Annotated in this window: 15 protein-coding genes; 7 read left to right on the top strand and 8 right to left on the bottom strand. The window is 68.3% G+C overall.

Annotation, left to right across the window (positions count from 1 at the left end):
- Positions 1–92: 92 nt before the first annotated feature.
- The gene (locus tag IU448_RS19260) at positions 93–908 is read right to left on the bottom strand and encodes a class I SAM-dependent methyltransferase (RefSeq protein WP_195057061.1); all 816 of its coding nucleotides are present in this window, start codon (positions 906–908) and stop codon (positions 93–95) included.
- 354 nt (positions 909–1,262) lie between these two features.
- Here IU448_RS19260 and IU448_RS19265 point away from each other — a divergent pair, with 354 nt between their 5' ends.
- Positions 1,263–2,507 carry a cytochrome P450 gene (locus IU448_RS19265; protein WP_195057062.1) on the top strand — a complete coding sequence of 415 codons (1,245 nt, stop codon included), beginning with the start codon at positions 1,263–1,265 and terminating at the stop codon, positions 2,505–2,507.
- A 126-nt stretch (positions 2,508–2,633) separates the two neighbouring features.
- Here the strand turns inward: IU448_RS19265 and IU448_RS19270 are convergent, their stop codons facing one another.
- Both IU448_RS19270 and IU448_RS19275 read right to left on the bottom strand, forming a co-directional pair.
- Positions 2,634–2,984 (bottom strand): ectoine synthase, encoded by a 351-nt coding sequence (locus tag IU448_RS19270; protein WP_195057063.1) that lies wholly within the window; start codon positions 2,982–2,984, stop codon positions 2,634–2,636.
- Positions 2,962–3,921, bottom strand: a complete 960-nt coding sequence (locus tag IU448_RS19275) for an alpha/beta hydrolase (RefSeq protein WP_195057064.1) — start codon at positions 3,919–3,921, stop codon at positions 2,962–2,964. Before IU448_RS19275 ends, IU448_RS19270 begins: the two co-directional genes overlap by 23 nt.
- Positions 3,922–4,380: 459 nt before the next feature.
- Between IU448_RS19275 and IU448_RS19280 the strand changes: the two genes are divergently transcribed.
- Both IU448_RS19280 and dhaL read left to right on the top strand, forming a co-directional pair.
- On the top strand, positions 4,381–5,376 hold the full coding sequence (locus tag IU448_RS19280; protein ID WP_195057065.1) for a dihydroxyacetone kinase subunit DhaK: 996 nt from the start codon (positions 4,381–4,383) through the stop codon (positions 5,374–5,376).
- Positions 5,377–5,387: 11 nt separating this feature from the next.
- Entirely contained in the window at positions 5,388–6,065 is a 678-nt protein-coding gene (dhaL, locus tag IU448_RS19285; protein WP_195057066.1) for a dihydroxyacetone kinase subunit DhaL, read from the top strand.
- Positions 6,066–6,314: 249 nt separating this feature from the next.
- Here the strand turns inward: dhaL and IU448_RS19290 are convergent, their stop codons facing one another.
- Complete coding sequence (locus IU448_RS19290; protein ID WP_195057067.1) at positions 6,315–6,899, bottom strand: hemerythrin domain-containing protein; 585 nt, start codon at positions 6,897–6,899, stop codon at positions 6,315–6,317.
- A 28-nt stretch (positions 6,900–6,927) separates the two neighbouring features.
- The gene (locus IU448_RS19295; protein WP_195057068.1) at positions 6,928–7,818 is read right to left on the bottom strand and encodes a manganese catalase family protein; all 891 of its coding nucleotides are present in this window, start codon (positions 7,816–7,818) and stop codon (positions 6,928–6,930) included.
- A gap of 310 nt (positions 7,819–8,128) precedes the next feature.
- Here IU448_RS19295 and IU448_RS19300 point away from each other — a divergent pair, with 310 nt between their 5' ends.
- Positions 8,129–9,760, top strand: a complete 1,632-nt coding sequence (locus IU448_RS19300; protein ID WP_195057069.1) for an acyl-CoA dehydrogenase family protein — start codon at positions 8,129–8,131, stop codon at positions 9,758–9,760.
- Positions 9,761–9,798: 38 nt separating this feature from the next.
- Here the strand turns inward: IU448_RS19300 and IU448_RS19305 are convergent, their stop codons facing one another.
- Positions 9,799–10,572, bottom strand: a complete 774-nt coding sequence (locus IU448_RS19305) for a PaaX family transcriptional regulator C-terminal domain-containing protein (RefSeq protein ID WP_195057070.1) — start codon at positions 10,570–10,572, stop codon at positions 9,799–9,801.
- Positions 10,573–11,091: 519 nt separating this feature from the next.
- On the opposite strand from IU448_RS19305, the gene IU448_RS19310 reads away from it, so the two are divergent.
- The 3 genes from IU448_RS19310 (at position 11,092) to IU448_RS19320 (ending at position 13,118) form a co-directional block, all read left to right on the top strand.
- Positions 11,092–11,946 (top strand): oxygenase MpaB family protein, encoded by an 855-nt coding sequence (locus tag IU448_RS19310; RefSeq protein ID WP_195057071.1) that lies wholly within the window; start codon positions 11,092–11,094, stop codon positions 11,944–11,946.
- Positions 11,947–11,977: 31 nt separating this feature from the next.
- Complete coding sequence (locus IU448_RS19315; RefSeq protein WP_195057072.1) at positions 11,978–12,565, top strand: YdcF family protein; 588 nt, start codon at positions 11,978–11,980, stop codon at positions 12,563–12,565.
- A gap of 121 nt (positions 12,566–12,686) precedes the next feature.
- On the top strand, positions 12,687–13,118 hold the full coding sequence (locus IU448_RS19320) for a hypothetical protein (protein ID WP_195057073.1): 432 nt from the start codon (positions 12,687–12,689) through the stop codon (positions 13,116–13,118).
- 89 nt (positions 13,119–13,207) lie between these two features.
- Here the strand turns inward: IU448_RS19320 and IU448_RS19325 are convergent, their stop codons facing one another.
- On the bottom strand, positions 13,208–13,909 hold the full coding sequence (locus IU448_RS19325; RefSeq protein WP_195057074.1) for an MspA family porin: 702 nt from the start codon (positions 13,907–13,909) through the stop codon (positions 13,208–13,210).
- 326 nt (positions 13,910–14,235) lie between these two features.
- Positions 14,236–15,216 (bottom strand): alpha/beta hydrolase, encoded by a 981-nt coding sequence (locus IU448_RS19330; RefSeq protein WP_416383024.1) that lies wholly within the window; start codon positions 15,214–15,216, stop codon positions 14,236–14,238.
- Positions 15,217–15,386: the final 170 nt, after the last annotated feature.

Raw genomic sequence — 15,386 nt, forward strand, 5'->3', positions numbered from 1 at the left:
TGCAACGCCGCCGGTATCCCGGAAAGTCCCGCGGCCCGGCCGTGCGCTTGCCCACCACGCCCACCGGCAACGTAACCGCTGCGCGGTATCGTTCAGACCCGCTGGGCGGTGACCAGCAGGTATTCCCATTCCATCCGGCCGCCGCCGAGATCGTGCGCGGCCGCGAGATCGGTGAGTTCGCGGTCCAGCTGTTCGGCGCGTTCCGGCTCACCGGCCAGTGCCCGGTAGACCGCGATGGTGGGCCCGTAGTTCGTTTTGAAGAAGGTACGGAAGGCGTCGGCGTCGGCGAAGCAGTCCACGACGGCCTGCTCGCGTCGCATCGTCATCCCGGTGACCCGGTCCCCGAGCAGTTCGGTGACGTGCTCCTCCGATCCCCACAGCGGCGGCGGTTGCGCACCGGCCGGGGGCGGTGGGGCGAATGGTTTCATGGTGGCGAACATCCGGCCGATGAACCCGGTGGGCGTCCAGTTCACCAACCCGATCGACCCACCGCTTCTGGTCACCCGGATCAGTTCGTCGGCGGCGGCGCGGTGGAACGGCGCGAACATGATCCCCACACACGAGATCACCACATCGAACTCACCGTCGGCGTAGGGCAACGCTTCCGCGTCGGCCTGCTCCCAGGTGAGCTCGACCCCGGCCGCCGCAGCATTACGCCGCCCGGCCTCGAACAACTCGGGAGTGAGGTCACCGGCCACCACCTCGGCGCCGGCGGCCGCGGCCGGTATGGCCGCATTCCCCGATCCGGCCGCGATATCCAGTACTTTCTTCCCCGGGCCGATCGGGGTGGCGCGGACGAGCCGAGCACCCAGCCCGGGTATCACGTCGGCGGCCACCCGCGCATAATCGCCGGCCGCCCAGATGGCTCTGTGCTTGGTTTTCAGGTCCCCGGTAACGGACTGCGACATCGTCTGCTCCTCACCTCGCAACTGCGGATTTCACGGCATATCGCGCCCTCCGGAGTACTGCTTTCGCGGCCGCCTGTTCGAATTGTCGAAACACCCGGTCAGCTCGCTACCGGACCGTCCCATTGTCGGTCTCGCGGCGACCTGGCCGCAATGGCGGCGACCGGTTACACACCCGGACCGCGCGCCGGAAACAACCTCGCGCCGGGATCGCGAACGGCGGTGTCGTGGATGCGCCATTTTCGGTAAACCGGCTGAGCCGCAACGCAATTTGTGCATCGTTCGCGTACTGTTTGCAGTCGGCGCCGAGACACGGGAGACCGCTCGGCCCACAGTGCGAAACAGTATGGAGCCCTTTTGACAACCCGACAGTTCGACGTCCCCGCCGCCCGCCCCGTACACGGTTCCCCGGTTGCCGACGGCGGCCCCCGGTTCCCGCTGTACGCGCCCGAATTCGCCGACAACCCGCACCGGGTGTACGGGCAGATGCGCCGTGAACATCGGTCGATGGTGCCGGTCGATCTGGCTCCCGGTATCCCCGCGACCCTGGTGATCGAGCACGCGGTGGCGGTGCGCATCCTCAACGATCACGAGCATTTTCCGGCCGATCCGCGCACCTGGCAGAAAGATGTGGCCGCCGACTGCCCGGTGCTGCCGATCATGGAGTGGCGGCCCATTCCCAACCGCAGCACCGGAGAGGCGTTCCGGCGCTACCGGTCGGCCAGTCTGGCGGCGCTCACGGATGTGGACCTGCACGCGCTACGCGCGGCCGTGACCGACCTCGCGACCCCGCTGATCAACTCCTTCTGCGAAACCGGCAGCGCCGACCTGCTGCTCCAGTACGCGTTCCCGTTGACGTTCGGTGTCTGCAATACGCTGCTCGGCTGCCCGCCGGAGATCGGGCAGCGGGTGGCGGCCGGGATGGCTGCCATGTTCGAAGGCGTCGACGCCGACGAGGGCAACCGGATGATCAACGCGGCGCTGGCCGAACTGGTCGAGCACAAGCGCGCGAACCCCGGCAACGATGTCACCACGCGATTGCTCCAGCACGAAGCGAACCTCAACGAAGAGGAGATGGTTCACCAGCTGGCCGGCCAGTACGGCGCGGTGATCGAACTCCAGCAGAACCTGATCGCCAACACCCTTCTGCTGATCCTCACCGAGGACCGTTTCGGCGGCAGTGTGCTGGGCGGCAGCCTGTCCACCCGGGACGCCCTCGACGAGGTGCTGTTCGACAACCCACCCATGGCGAACTTCCTCATCACCTATCCGCGGCAGCCGATCCTGATCGAAGACGTCTGGCTACCCGCCCACCAACCGGTGGTCATCAGTATCGCCGCCTGCAACCACGATCCGGCGATCAGATCCGCCGATCAGCGCGGGAACCGTTCGCACCTGTCCTGGGGCCTGGGTCAGCGCAGCTGCCCCGCTCAGACCCCGGCGTACCTGGTGGCTCAGGAAGCGATCGATCAACTACTCGATGCCCTGCCGGAAATGGAAGTGGATATGCCCGACGGACCGCAATGGCGTCCCGGCCCGTTCCACCGATCACTCACCGCACTGCCGGTGAAGTTCCCGCCGTCACCACCCTTCCCCGTCTGACGGCTGCTCTCGTGGTCGGCCCGGCCGCCCGCCGTGCCGGCGGCCGCCGGGAAGTGATCGGGTCGCCGGTACCGGGACGACCGGCCGGAGCGGGCGAGTTCGACGATTGCCGGGCCGTAGGCCCGGTCAGTCGCTGCCGGGCGGGACGGCGGGGGCGAATACGCAGTACATCCGCAACTGGGTGTCGGCAATGATGGTGTGGCGTTCGTGCCCGTCGAGCAGGTACATGGTGCCCGGCGCGAGCGTATGGGTCACCCCGTTGTCCCGGTCGATCAGGTGGCCGTGGCCTTCGATGAGCCAGACGGCCTCGATGTAGTCGGGATAGTGCAGCGGGGTCTCGGTACCGGCGGCCACGGTGGTCTCGTGGTAGGAGAAACCGACCTCGTCGTCGGACAGGACGATCCGTTTCGAGGTCCAGTGGTCGGTATCGACCTGCCGATCGGTTCCGGTGATGTCACGAGTTGTCCGCACGATCATGGCCGGTTCCTCCTTCACTGTTCGCAGGGAGTGCCGTGGGCACGGTTCGCAGGAAATGCAGTAGTTCATCGGTCGCCTGCCCGGCCTCGGGGATTCGTTTCATGATCCAGTTGTGCATCATCCCCGGATATTCGTGCAGCTCGACCGGTACTCCGGCCGCATCGCCGAGTTCGGCCACCCGGCGGGCATCGGGCAGCAGGATGTCGCGGTGGCCGATGAAGACGACGGCCGGTGCGAGCCCGGTGAGGTCGGCGAACGCCGGACTGATATGCGGATCGTCGAGGGCCCTGCCGCCCGCATACCATCGACCGGCCTGCTTCAAGCCGGAGACGCCGAGTTCCGGGTCGCGGTCGTCGATGGTCAGCGATAGTGGATCGTCGGTCGCGAGATCGATCCACGGGGAGAACAACGCCAGGGCACGCGGTTGCGGTTGTCCGCGTTCATGCAGGTGGCGGGCCAGCGTGAGGGCGAGCGTACCGCCGGCCGAATCACCGAAGACGATCCGGTTACCGGGTGCGGTCGCACGGGTCACGCGGTCGTAGGCGCGCTCGACCATCGGCACGATCGCCCGGTGGTCGTTCTCGGGCGCCAGCGGATACATCGGCAGCGTGTAGGTGCAGCCGGTGCGTGCGACGATCCGGCCCGCGAACCGCCAATGATGCGGTTCGGGCGCCTCGACGAATCCACCGCCGTGCATATGGAAGATATGCCAGGGCGAACTCGGCCCACCGGGTGGTGTGAGGGTGTAGACCGGGCGGCCGTCGACCTCCTCGCAGGTCACCTGATATTTCGCGGTGATACGCCGCGGCGGCCGAGAACGCTTCGGCTCCTGATGTCGCGGTAATCCATCGCGCATGGCCGAGGGATCGGCGTAGAACCGCTTGTTCTGCCGCAACCACATCCGGGCGAACAGCGCCCGCGCCCGCCACGATGTCATCGGATACCTGCCTGCCCGCGAGTATGCGGCCGAACCGGTCGTAGGGCATTGTGGTGAGCGTCCGATCCGGACATGGCTGTCCTCCGTTCCATCGCGTTCGACGAGCGGTGGATGCTCGCCCCCGCGGCAACCACCGGCCTCGTGCCGTCGGCATTACCGCTGCGGCGGCAACTAAACAAAAGTCCAGTTTCGCCCGTACCGCCGACGTCCCCGGAGCAGCGGGTCGACCGGCCGCACCGGACTCTCCGCGCCCGGGGCGGCGCAGCGCCGGCCCGCGCCCCTGCATCGAATGCGGCCTACTCGACATCGTCGCGGGGCAGCGCGCCCGCGCCGACAGCATCGAATGCAGCACCCGGCTGCCGACGAGCCGGTAATCCCGTGGCCGGGGCAGTCGAAAGGCAGCAGGTTCGGTCGCTGTCGCTGGACTAGCATCGGTCGGAGTCGATCCGAAGGAGCACCGTGCGCCGACAGATTCTCAACCAGCCCGAGAACGCTCCCGAGGAAGCGCTCGAAGGGCTCGCCCTGACCCATCCCACGCTCATCGCCTACGACCGCGAACGCGGCCTCGTCACCCGGGCCACTCCGGCACGCGACAAGGTCGGGCTGGTTTCCGGCGGCGGGTCCGGGCACGAACCGCTGCACGCCGGTTTCGTGGGCCGCGGCATGCTGGACGTGGCCGTACCGGGCGCCGTCTTCGCCAGCCCGACCGCGCTGCAGGTGCACGAGGGCACGGTGGCCGCCGATTCCGGGCGGGGTGTGGTGCAGATCGTGAAGAACTACACCGGCGACGTGCTCAACTTCCGGATCGCCGGTGAGCTCGCCGGCGACGACAACGCGGTCGCGACCGAAACCGTTCTGGTGGACGACGATCTGGCCACCCAGAGCGACGACGGGCCGGGCCGCCGCGGCACCGCGGCCGTGCTCGCGGCCGAGAAGATCTGCGGGGCCGGCGCGGAAGCGGGGGCGGATCTGGGCACGGTCGCCGAACTCGGCCGTCGCGTCGCCCGTAATGCGCGCACTTTGAGTTTCGCGTTGAGCGCGGGGACGCACCCCGGCGAGACGAGTCCCGCCTTCACTCTCGACAGCGGCGAAGTCGAACTGGGCGTGGGGATCCACGGCGAACGCGGTACCGGCCGGGTCCCGTTCGCCGATGCGGATACGCTCATCGCGCTGCTGGTCGATCCGCTGGTCGCCGAACTCGGCTGTACGCGCGGGTCCGCGGTGGTCGCGATCGTGAACGGCCTCGGCGGCGCCTACCCGATCGAGCTGTCGATCGCGGCCCGGGCGGTGCACCGGCGGCTCACCGGGCAGGGCATCACGGTCGCCCGTTCGCTCGCCGGCAGCTATGTGACCTCGCTCGATATGGTCGGCGTCTCGGTCACCTTGCTGCCCGCCGATGCCGATCTGCTGCCGCTGTGGGACGCGCCCGTGCGCACCCCCGCCCTGACCTGGTGAAGGAGCCCGCCATGACCGACGCAGCACTGCCCGCCGGATTCGGCGAACGCTGGGTGAACACGATGTTCGCGGCCTTCCTGGACCGCACCGAAGCCCTGGCGGATCTGGATCGCCGCGCCGGCGACGGGGATTTCGGCGCCAATATCGCCGCCGCCCTGCGCCGGGCGCGCAAGAATATCGACGCCGAACCGGCGGCCTCCTACACGGCGTGGTTGACCGCGGTATCGCGGGGTTTCCTCGGCACGGGCGGGACGAGCGGGCCGCTGTTCGGCATGTTCTTCCGCGAACTCGCCCGCTGCACAAGCGATTCGGAACCCAGCCCGGCCGAGTTCTCCCGCGGCTTGAGCGCCGGTGTCGCCACGGTGCAGCAGTACGGGAATGCCGAGGTCGGGCACAAGACGATGGTCGACGCGTTGGCGCCGGCGGCCGAAGCCCTCGCCGCCCGGGTCGCGGCGGGCAGCGACCCCGGTGAAGCGCTCGAAGCCGCCGCCGATGCCGCGGTGCGGGGCGCCGCCGGTACCGCATCACTGGTCGCCAAGCGCGGCCGCGCCAGCTATGTGGGCGAGGTGGCGCGGGGCGTACTGGATCCGGGCGCAGCCGCGGCGGCGCTGATCCTGCAAACCGCTGCCGCGGCCTACGCCGACCGGCCCGGCGATATCGACACCGGATGGCTCGACACAGCTACTTGACCGGCCCCCGATGCCGCGGGCGTGCTGATCGCCGGCTCGGTGTGGCCGCGGCCAGTGGTGCACGGCTGCGGTGAAGCCCCTGTGCGGCGGTGCCAGGTGGGAGCCGACACCGTGTGGCCCGAGCACTATGCGGGCCGTGCCACCGGGACGGCCACCCGCCTCTACCGGCAGGTCGGCCTGCTGTCCGCCGGAACAGCCAAGCCGACCCGCACAGGCCCTGAACACGCCGGCCTGGGTCCGCGGTGCCGCTCAGGGGGCGGGCGGGTCCGGCGGCTGGTGCGATCGGCGTCCGCTGAAGGCGTCGCGTACCTTGTCCGCGACAGCGCCGACCAGTCCCGCGCTCTTCTGCGCACCGGGCGTAGACGGTGTGGTCGGATGTGGGCGGGTCGGCGCGGTTTTCTTGGCCGCGGCCATCTTGGTGCCCAGTTCCTCCATCTCCGCCGGCGGTTGGGCGCGACCGAACGCGGGCCACACCTGGTTCTGCTCGAATTCGATATGTTCGCGGATCGCGCCGATGAACTCGGTGAGGGCCTCTTCGAAATCCCGGGACCCGGCCTTCGCGTCCTCGATCCGCTGGAGCAGTTGTTTACCCGCGTCCTCCTGGTCGAGGGCGCGGTCGGCGAGTTCGTCGCCGTCGGGCAGCACTCGGCGCACCGCGGGCCAGAAGAACTGTTCTTCCACCGCCTCGTGCTGGGATGCGGCGATCACGAGGCTGGTCGCCAGATGTGCGCGGTTCTGTAGTTCGGCCTCGCTGAAACCGCGGCCGCGTTCCAGCGATTCGACCATTCCGAGCACGCTTTCGTGGTCGGCGCGTAGGAAAGTCAATGCGTCCATGATCGTCTCCGTTGCCCGGCCCGGCAGTTCAGGCGGGCGAGTGTTGTTCGTGGGTGAACTGCTTGGTGCCCATCACGGCGGGGCTGCCCTCGGGGTTGGCGCTCGCGCCCTGGTTCTCCCGCGCCCGGCTACCGAGCCAGTCGCGGACCGGATCGGCGACGTACTCCCATTCCACCCCCTCCGGCCACGGCCCCTGGCCTTCGTTCCACGGACCGCGCGCACTGGCATCGCCGTTGGACATGTTGAACGCCATGTTCTGGAAACGGTCGTCGCCTGTCAGCGCACCGGGAGGGAAGTTGACCGGCAGTTCGTTGAGCGCCGCGGTGAACTGCTGGAAATGTGCGACCTCACGGCTCATGAGGAACGAGAGCGTGTCCTGTACACCCGGATCGTCGGTGAACTGCTTCAGGTACTCGTACACGATCTTGGCGCGCGATTCGGCGGCGAGATTACTGCGCAGGTCGACCGACGGCTCACCGTTGGAATTGACATACGCCCCGCTCCAGGGCACCCCGGCGGAGTTGCCGACATCGGGTCCGCCACCGCGCAGCGCGAGGAACAGCGGGTCGGTCGCCACCTGGTGGATGGCCTGTTCCTTGCCGTCGGCCGAGGCGACCACCGGCATCCAGTCGCAGTGTTCGTTGGCCTGTTTCAGGTCGTCGTTCAGGCCGTCGAGCAGCATGGTGATCATATTGCCGACGATTTCGAGGTGACTGAATTCCTCGGTGGCGATATCCATGAACAGGTCGTACATCTTGGGATGCTTGCGGCGGAGCACGAACGCCTGGCTGAAGTACTGCATGGCGGCTTTGAGCTCACCGTTGGCACCGCCGAACTGCTCCTGGAGCAGGGTGGCGAACCGGGGGTCCGGCCGTTCCACCCGTACCTCGAACTGCAGATCCTTGTTGTGTACGAACATGGGTCTCCTCTGGTCGCGGTGGGCCGAGCAGTGATGTCCGCCGCCTACCCCGGCCCATCACAGCCAAACCAGCAGCCGCGGCCTCCTGCCGGGGCCGGCATGGAACCGGATCGTCCGCGGTGTGGAGGCGATCGACAGGTTCGTGTCCCTCCGGCCGAGCGCCCAGTGAAGCCGGCACGCCGGACACCCGCACCCAGCACATTCGGTGTTGCAAATTCTCATCGCCCGATTCAGAATTGTAATAAGAAACCAGGCGGCCGTTCGCCCGCGCCGAGCCACCCGTATTGCCGTCCGCGAAGGAGAAGTCGTCGTGTCCACCCATATCGTCACCAACCAGGTCCCGCCGCTGGTCGATTACGACGCCGCCGAGGTGCCCGTGATCCTCGAAGCCCTGGAACGCGGTGGGGCCGCCCATGCCCTCGACGAACTGCACGAGATCGGCCGGCTGGCCGGTAGCGCGCACGCCCAGGAACTCGGCGACTTGGCCGAGAAACACCAGCCGGTGCTGCAGACGCACGATCGCTACGGTCACCGCATCGACGAGGTCCGCTACGACCCCAGCTACCACGAGCTCATGCGGCATGCCGTCCGCTTCGGCCTGCACGGCGCCCCCTGGGCTGATACCCGGCCTGCACCGCATCTGGTCCGGGCGGCGAAAACGAGCGTGTGGTCGCAGGTCGATGCCGGGCACGGCTGCCCGATCTCGATGACCTATGCCGTCGTCCCGGCCCTGCGCGCGAACGCCGATCTGGCCGCCCGGTACGAACCGCTGCTGTCCAGCCGCGACTACGACCCCGCTCTGCGCCCGCTCGCCGACAAGCCCGGCCTGATCGCCGGGATGTCGATGACCGAGAAACAGGGCGGATCCGATGTCCGGGCCAACACCACCACCGCGGTCCCGCAGCCGGACGGTTCCTACCGGATCACCGGGCACAAATGGTTCACCTCGGCACCGATGTCGGATTTCTTCCTCGCATTGGCGCAGGCACCCGGCGGTCTGTCCTGCTTCTTCGTTCCCCGCGTACTGCCCGACGGCACCCGCAACCCCTTCCACCTACAACGGTTGAAGGACAAGCTGGGTAACCACTCCAACGCCAGCAGCGAGGTCGAATACGACAATACGGCCGGCTGGCTGGTCGGCGACGAGGGCCGCGGCGTGCCCACGATCATCGAGATGGTCAACCTGACCCGCCTCGACTGCACCCTCGCCTCCGCCACCGGGATGCGCACCGGAACCATCATGGCGATCCACCATGCCCAGCACCGCCGCGCGTTCGGCGCGAACCTCGTCGACCAGCCGCTCATGCGCAATGTCCTCGCCGATCTGGCCATCGAGGCCGAGGGCGCAACCACGGCCGCCCTGTGGCTGGCCGAACTCACCGACCGCGCCACCACCGGCGACGCGGCCGCCGATCTGCTGCGCCGCATCAGCTTGGCGGTGAGCAAGTACTACGTCTGCAAACGCGGACCCATCCACGCGGCCGAAGCCCTGGAATGCCTGGGCGGCAACGGGTATGTGGAAGATTCCCGGATGCCGCGGCTGTACCGGGAGGCCCCGCTGATGTCGGTGTGGGAAGGTTCCGGCAATGTCGCCGCCCTGGACGTCCTGCGTGCGCTCGCCAAACAACCGGCCACCCTGACCGCGTTCCTCGACGAGGTGGAACTCGCCGCCGGCGCCGATTCCGTGCTCGATACCGCGATAAAGCGGCTGAAGGCCGAGTTCACCGAACTCGACACCCTGCCGCACCGCGCCCGCCGGATCGTCGGCGATATGGCCCTGGTGCTCCAGGGTTCGCTACTGGTCCGCTACGGACATCCCGCTGTCGCCGAAGGTTTCACCCGCACCCGGCTCGGACGCGACCGCGGCGATGTCTTCGGCACCCTGCCGGTGGGGCTGGACACCGGCGCGATCATCGACCGGCTGACTCCGAAGATCGGCTGACTCGCGGCAGCGAACAGGTCGCGGGCTGCGACGGCGCCCTACCGTGGATCGGATTCACTACGGCGTAACAGGTTGGTTTCGATGAGTTCGTCGGCGTAGGTCTGGAACTCGGCGCGGAACACTTCGTAGCGTGCCCGGATAACCCCGCCGGGCCAATCCTTCGGCAGCAGCTCCGGCGGCAGCACCGGGTCGTCGAGGATATGGCGTACCACGGCCGCCGCCACTTCGAAACGTGTCCCGATCGTCTCGGCATCGTCGAGGGCGGTGAGCAATTCCCGGGCCCGGCTCGCCCACCGGTCCGGCGCGAACAGGCGGCCGGCCAGGACGGCCGCCGGCTCCTCGGGCTGCCCGGTGAACAGATCCACCCGCTGCCGGGCGGCTTCGGGGAGGTCGGCGGCGATATTGTCGGGCCGGCACCAGACGCCTTCGCGCAGCTCCCCGAACCGGGCCAGTCGCAGAGTTTCCCGGAAGGCGGCACGGTCGGTGGAATCGGTGGCGCCGACCGTCACGACCGCCAGGATCCAGCTACCGTGCCAGGCCCGCAGGTCCGGTGAGATGGCCCGGTCCTGCCGGCGTTGACGTTCGGCCAGCCGTTCGGACAGCCGATAGGTCGCGTCGGCGCCGCGTTCGAGATCACCCGCGGCGACCATTCGGGTCAGCGCGGCGCGCACCGCGGATTCCTGCAACCCGAGCCCGGCCCCGACCCGGACGATCCAGCCGGCCGGAGCCTGCGCCGGATGCGATCCGAGCAGGACACTCAGGATCGCCGAACGCGCGGTGAGCGCCCGGACGCGGGCGGGAGACGCAGACATGGGCCGATCGTATCGACCTGCACCGATAACCCTGTATCGGTCGCCGCGACGCCGGCCGTGCACCGGCCGCGCCGGAGCCGCAGCTCGGCACTTCCGACGTCCAGCGGCCCCCGCCCGGCCACGCAGGTACGACACCGCGTGCGGCCGGCACCGAATATCCGGCACCGCCATGCCTGGGTCCGCCGCTCCTCCTGTCGGAGGTCGGCACCCGTTGTACAGGCGGCCGCATGGCCGAGGGATCAGCGCGCGGCCGATTCGGCGCGGCGGCAGGGTCGGGTCGATATCGGCATGTCAGCGTGGAGGTCGGCGAGCCCCGGTTCGAGGGCCAGACGAAGACCGTGCTGGGTGGGCACGGGCCGGGAACCGGGCGTTGCGGTCCGGAAGCCGGGATTTCGCGCCATCACCCCAAGCCGTCCGGACTATCGGCGGCGGACACGGAAAGCATCAGCGGCCGTTGAATCACCCCACCAGGTGTGAGAGAATTCAATAGTAATCCTCTCACTCATTCAGGGGGTCGAGATGTCCCGCCCAGCGTCAACGGAGCCGCGCGCACCGAAACCCGATGCGGAGCCCCGCCGTAAACACCTGGCCGGTCCGGGAGCGCTGCTCGGCGGACCGGCGAATGTCATCATGCAACTGAGCCTGGCCCCGGTCGGCCGGGGAGTCGTCGAGAGCACGGTCGACAGCGGCCGTTTCGATCTTCATCCCCGCAAACGCGGACGCACCACCCTGACCTACCTCGCCGTCGCCATGCTGGGCACCGACGAGGAACGCGCGGCCTATCGCGCCGCGACCGACACTTCCCACCGCCACGTCCGCGCCCGGCCCGGCAGTCCGGTGAAGTACAACGCGTTCGACCCGGAACTGCAACGGTGGGTCGCGGCCTGCATCTACAAGGGTGTCGTCGATTCGGTGACCTTTCTCTTCGGTCCACTGAGCGAGGCGGACGCCGACGAGCTGTACCGCGAATCGGCCCGCTTCGGCACCACCCTGCAGATGCGCCCGGAGATGTGGCCCGCCGACCGCGCCGCGTTCGCCGAATACTGGGACCGCAAAAGCGCCGAGATCTCCCTCGACGACGAGGTCAAAACCTATCTGCTCGGCCAAGTCGTCGATCTGGGCCCCTACGGCCGGTTCGAACGGCTGGCGTTCCGCCGGATCAACAGGTTCTTCACCACCGGATTCCTGCCCCAGCGTTTCCGCGACGAACTGGGCCTGGCGTGGGGGCCGGGACGCCAGCGGGCCTTCGAACTGGTGATGCGCGCCATCGGTTTCGTCACGGCAGCCGGCCCCGAACAGTGGCGACTGTATCCGCTGAACCGCCATCTCGCGGATATGAGAAGACGCCGGGCTCTGGGCAAACCACTGGTTTGACGGGGTCAATGCGACGTGCTCGACTGGCCGGGTGCGGAAACGGACCCGGCTCGCCCTCGGTGCGATAACGCTGTTGCTGCTGTGGGGCGAATGGACGAACTGGCGCGCCTCGCGCAGCCTGACCGGCTCCGCGACCGGCGGGTCGGAAGCCGTCCTCGTTCTCGGATACCGCAACGGCGGGGACCGCGCCAACGCCATGAACCGCTGGCGGGTACGGGCCGGCCTGCGATCTCTCGACCCGGGCGCGGCCGGGACCAGGTTGATCCTGGCGGGCGGAGCCTGTGCGGGCCCACGGTCGGAGGCCGCGCTCATGGCCGACTACGCCACCGGCGCGCGCGGGTACCGCGGTGAACTGGTACTCGAAGAACAGAGCCGCAGCACCTGGCAGAACATCGCGTTCGCAGTCCCCTATCTGGTGGATGTGGACCAGATCAAAATCGTCTCGTTGCCCGTCCACGCAGCGAAGGCACGCCGGTATCTGGCACGGCAGCGCCCGGATCTGGCGCACCGCCTGACCCGGGGTGCGGAGTACCGGTTCGGGGAATGGATGCCGTTGAAGCCGCTGGTGACCCTCTATGCACTGGTGAAGCACGGCCGCACCGCACACTCTGTGGCGTAAACCGTTCGCTCCCGACGAGTTACGAGACGCCAACAAGAAATACGCCGTTGTCCCACACTGCGGCCCTCCGTTATTGCGTGCCACACTCGGGTAGTCCGACGTATGACGAGAAAGGCACTGTATGCGTAAATCCATCCGGCTGTTCAGCTCCACCGCAATTGCGGGTATCGCCGGTCTGGCGACGGTACTCGCGGCGCCGGGCGCCGGCGCGGAGGTCACCGACGTGAGAGTTGCTGCCGGACCGGAAGGACTGCGGGTCGGTTGCAGCTATACAGTGACGGCCACGGTCGACGCGCCACCGTCCGAGGCGGGCGAGGTCACGATCATCAACAGCGGCGGCGGGGTACCCGGCGGTGGCGTCCGCCTCGGACAAGCCACGTACCACCCCGAGAACGGGACGGCCACGTTCGCCTGGACGCCCGAGTACACGGGCCGTCAGAACATCACCGCACAGCAGTTCACTCCGGGCCGGTACACCTCCGCGAAATACCTCGAGGTCGATGTGATCGGATACGGTGTCGGCGCCGGAAGTACCTGCCTGCCACTCCCCTGAGCCCGTGCCGTCGATGGTGGTTGCCGCACACCGGCAAACCACCATCGACTCGGCGCCGAATCGGTCGGCGCACCTGCGGCGGCCCCGGTTCAGAACTCGAACGGTGTGCCGTAGCCGGTGGTCTGGGCGGTGCCGCCTGGAGTCTGCGCAGTGACGGTGACAAAGGGCATGGCCGAAGCCGGGGAGAGACATCCGTCGACGTTCAGCGGGGTGCCGGCGTGGGCGAAGGCATACGGGAACGTCGTTTCCGGGGTCAGCTCGGTCTCGCCGACCACCACCGGCGCCACCGTACCGGGCGCCAGGTTGACCCCCACTTCCCCGGCGAGCGCGGATTCGACACCGACGCTCGGCTCTACGCCGATGAGCGGCGCGATCGTGACGACCGGCGCCGCGCCCTCTTCGAAGGTGGTGGCGACCTCGAGTTCCGTATAGGGCGCGATCGAGGCCCCGCCACCGATTTCCGGGACGATCGCGATCGAAACTCCCTCGGACACATCCACCGCGCATCCGACCAGATAACCCGCCACGATCCGTCCGCCCTGCAACTGCGGCGCCCCGTCGAGGGCGACCGAGAAGTTCCCGGACACCTTGGTGGCATGACTGAACGGAACACCGGCCGAGATATCCCCGGCGGGGGCCGAGTTCGTCGCATCCACCGAGGCGATCAGGCGCATCCCGCCGACGCCGATTTCGCCGGGCGCGGCCCGGGCCGGTGTGCCGAGGGCGGCAGCGGCGGCGGCCACTGACGCTACGGTGATCGCTGCCGCGATACAGGAATGCTTGCGGTTCATCGCGCTCCAGTCGAGTGGGCATCGAAGCGAACGTGGCAAACGGGTCGGCATCAGCGAGTCGGGTCCGGAGGCAGTGCTGTGGTGCTTGCGCCTGCGCTTCGGTAGACGGGCCCGGCTCCGGTCTCGCTCATGCCCGATATGCGGCGCAGCCGGGCATCGCTGTCCGGCGTGCGCAGACCGGAAGAATACCGTCTGCGCAGTTCAACGGCTCGGGACGCTCCGGCGAGTCGCCGGCGAATCCTGGACTACGGGGCGATCGGCCCGATCCCACCAGCCGACGATCCCGGAGAAGTGGCCACGCCGGGATCGACGGCCGGCACCGCGAGTCAGTGAACGCCCAGCGCTGCCAGGATCATCGGACGAGCGGTGCCGATGGCCTGTTCCCAGTAGGGCCAGGTGTGCGTGCCGTTGCCGATATCGACGCGTGCGGCGATGCCCAGGGATGCGGCGCGGTCGGCGAAGATCCGGGCGGCGGTCATGGCCATCGCCTCGAGCCCCATCGCGTTCACGGTGTTCCCCGCCCCGTAGGGCACATCGGGAAGTCCGGGCACGCCGTTGCCGGCCGAAATGTACAGGGGCAGGCCGCGTAGCAGTTCGGCCTGCACGGTCGGGTCGTGGCGACGCCACGCCGGGTCACTCGGCGGGCCCCACATATCGTCCACATCGAACCGGCCCTCATCCCACATCGCGGCGCGCACCGCCTCGTTCCACATCGGGAAGGTCGGATTCACGAAACCGGAGAAGGAACCGGCGAACCGGAACTGATCGCGGTGGTGTGCGGCCAGTGTCAGCGCCGCCCCACCACCCATGGAAGCGCCGACGACGGCGTTGTTCGTCCGCGAAACCCCGTACCGCGCCAGAAAGGCGGGCAGCTCTTCGGTGAGGAAGGTTTCCCATTTGTACGTGGTGGTCTGACCGTTGGTACTGCTGGGCCGATACCAGTCGGCGTAGAAGCTGGAATGCCCGCCGACCGGGAAGACCAGGGTGACATCGTCGCCGGCGAACCGTTTCAACACATCGGTATCGCTGACCCACTGATTGTGATCATGCGGCGCCCGCAGTCCGTCGAGCACATACAGCGCCGAACTACCGCCCCGCGCCGCCCATTGCACCTGCACCTCGATCGGCCCCATCCCCGAGGGCACCACGAGCTCCTGATACCCACCGGCCGGGGCCCGCAGCACCGGAGCGCGAACCGGCGCCGCGGCCACCACTGCCCCACCGAACCAGGTCGCCAGCAGTATCGCCGCAACCACCACACCGAATTTCCGCAACCGCCCCCGCGCAGCCGGATTCCCTGCTCGCACTCCGTACCCCGTATTCAGTCTCGTCTCGTATTCGAGCAGAACGCTACCGAACCGGCCGGAATTCCGCCCATACGGTTATCGGCGGCGGTCGCAGCGCTCATTTGCCCGGGATGGCTTGCAGCTACCGGTGAGCGACCGTGATCCGAATGACGGTGAACGCGAAATTCGCT

This window comes from Nocardia flavorosea, assembly GCF_015477805.1.
Lineage (GTDB): Bacteria > Actinomycetota > Actinomycetes > Mycobacteriales > Mycobacteriaceae > Nocardia > Nocardia flavorosea_A.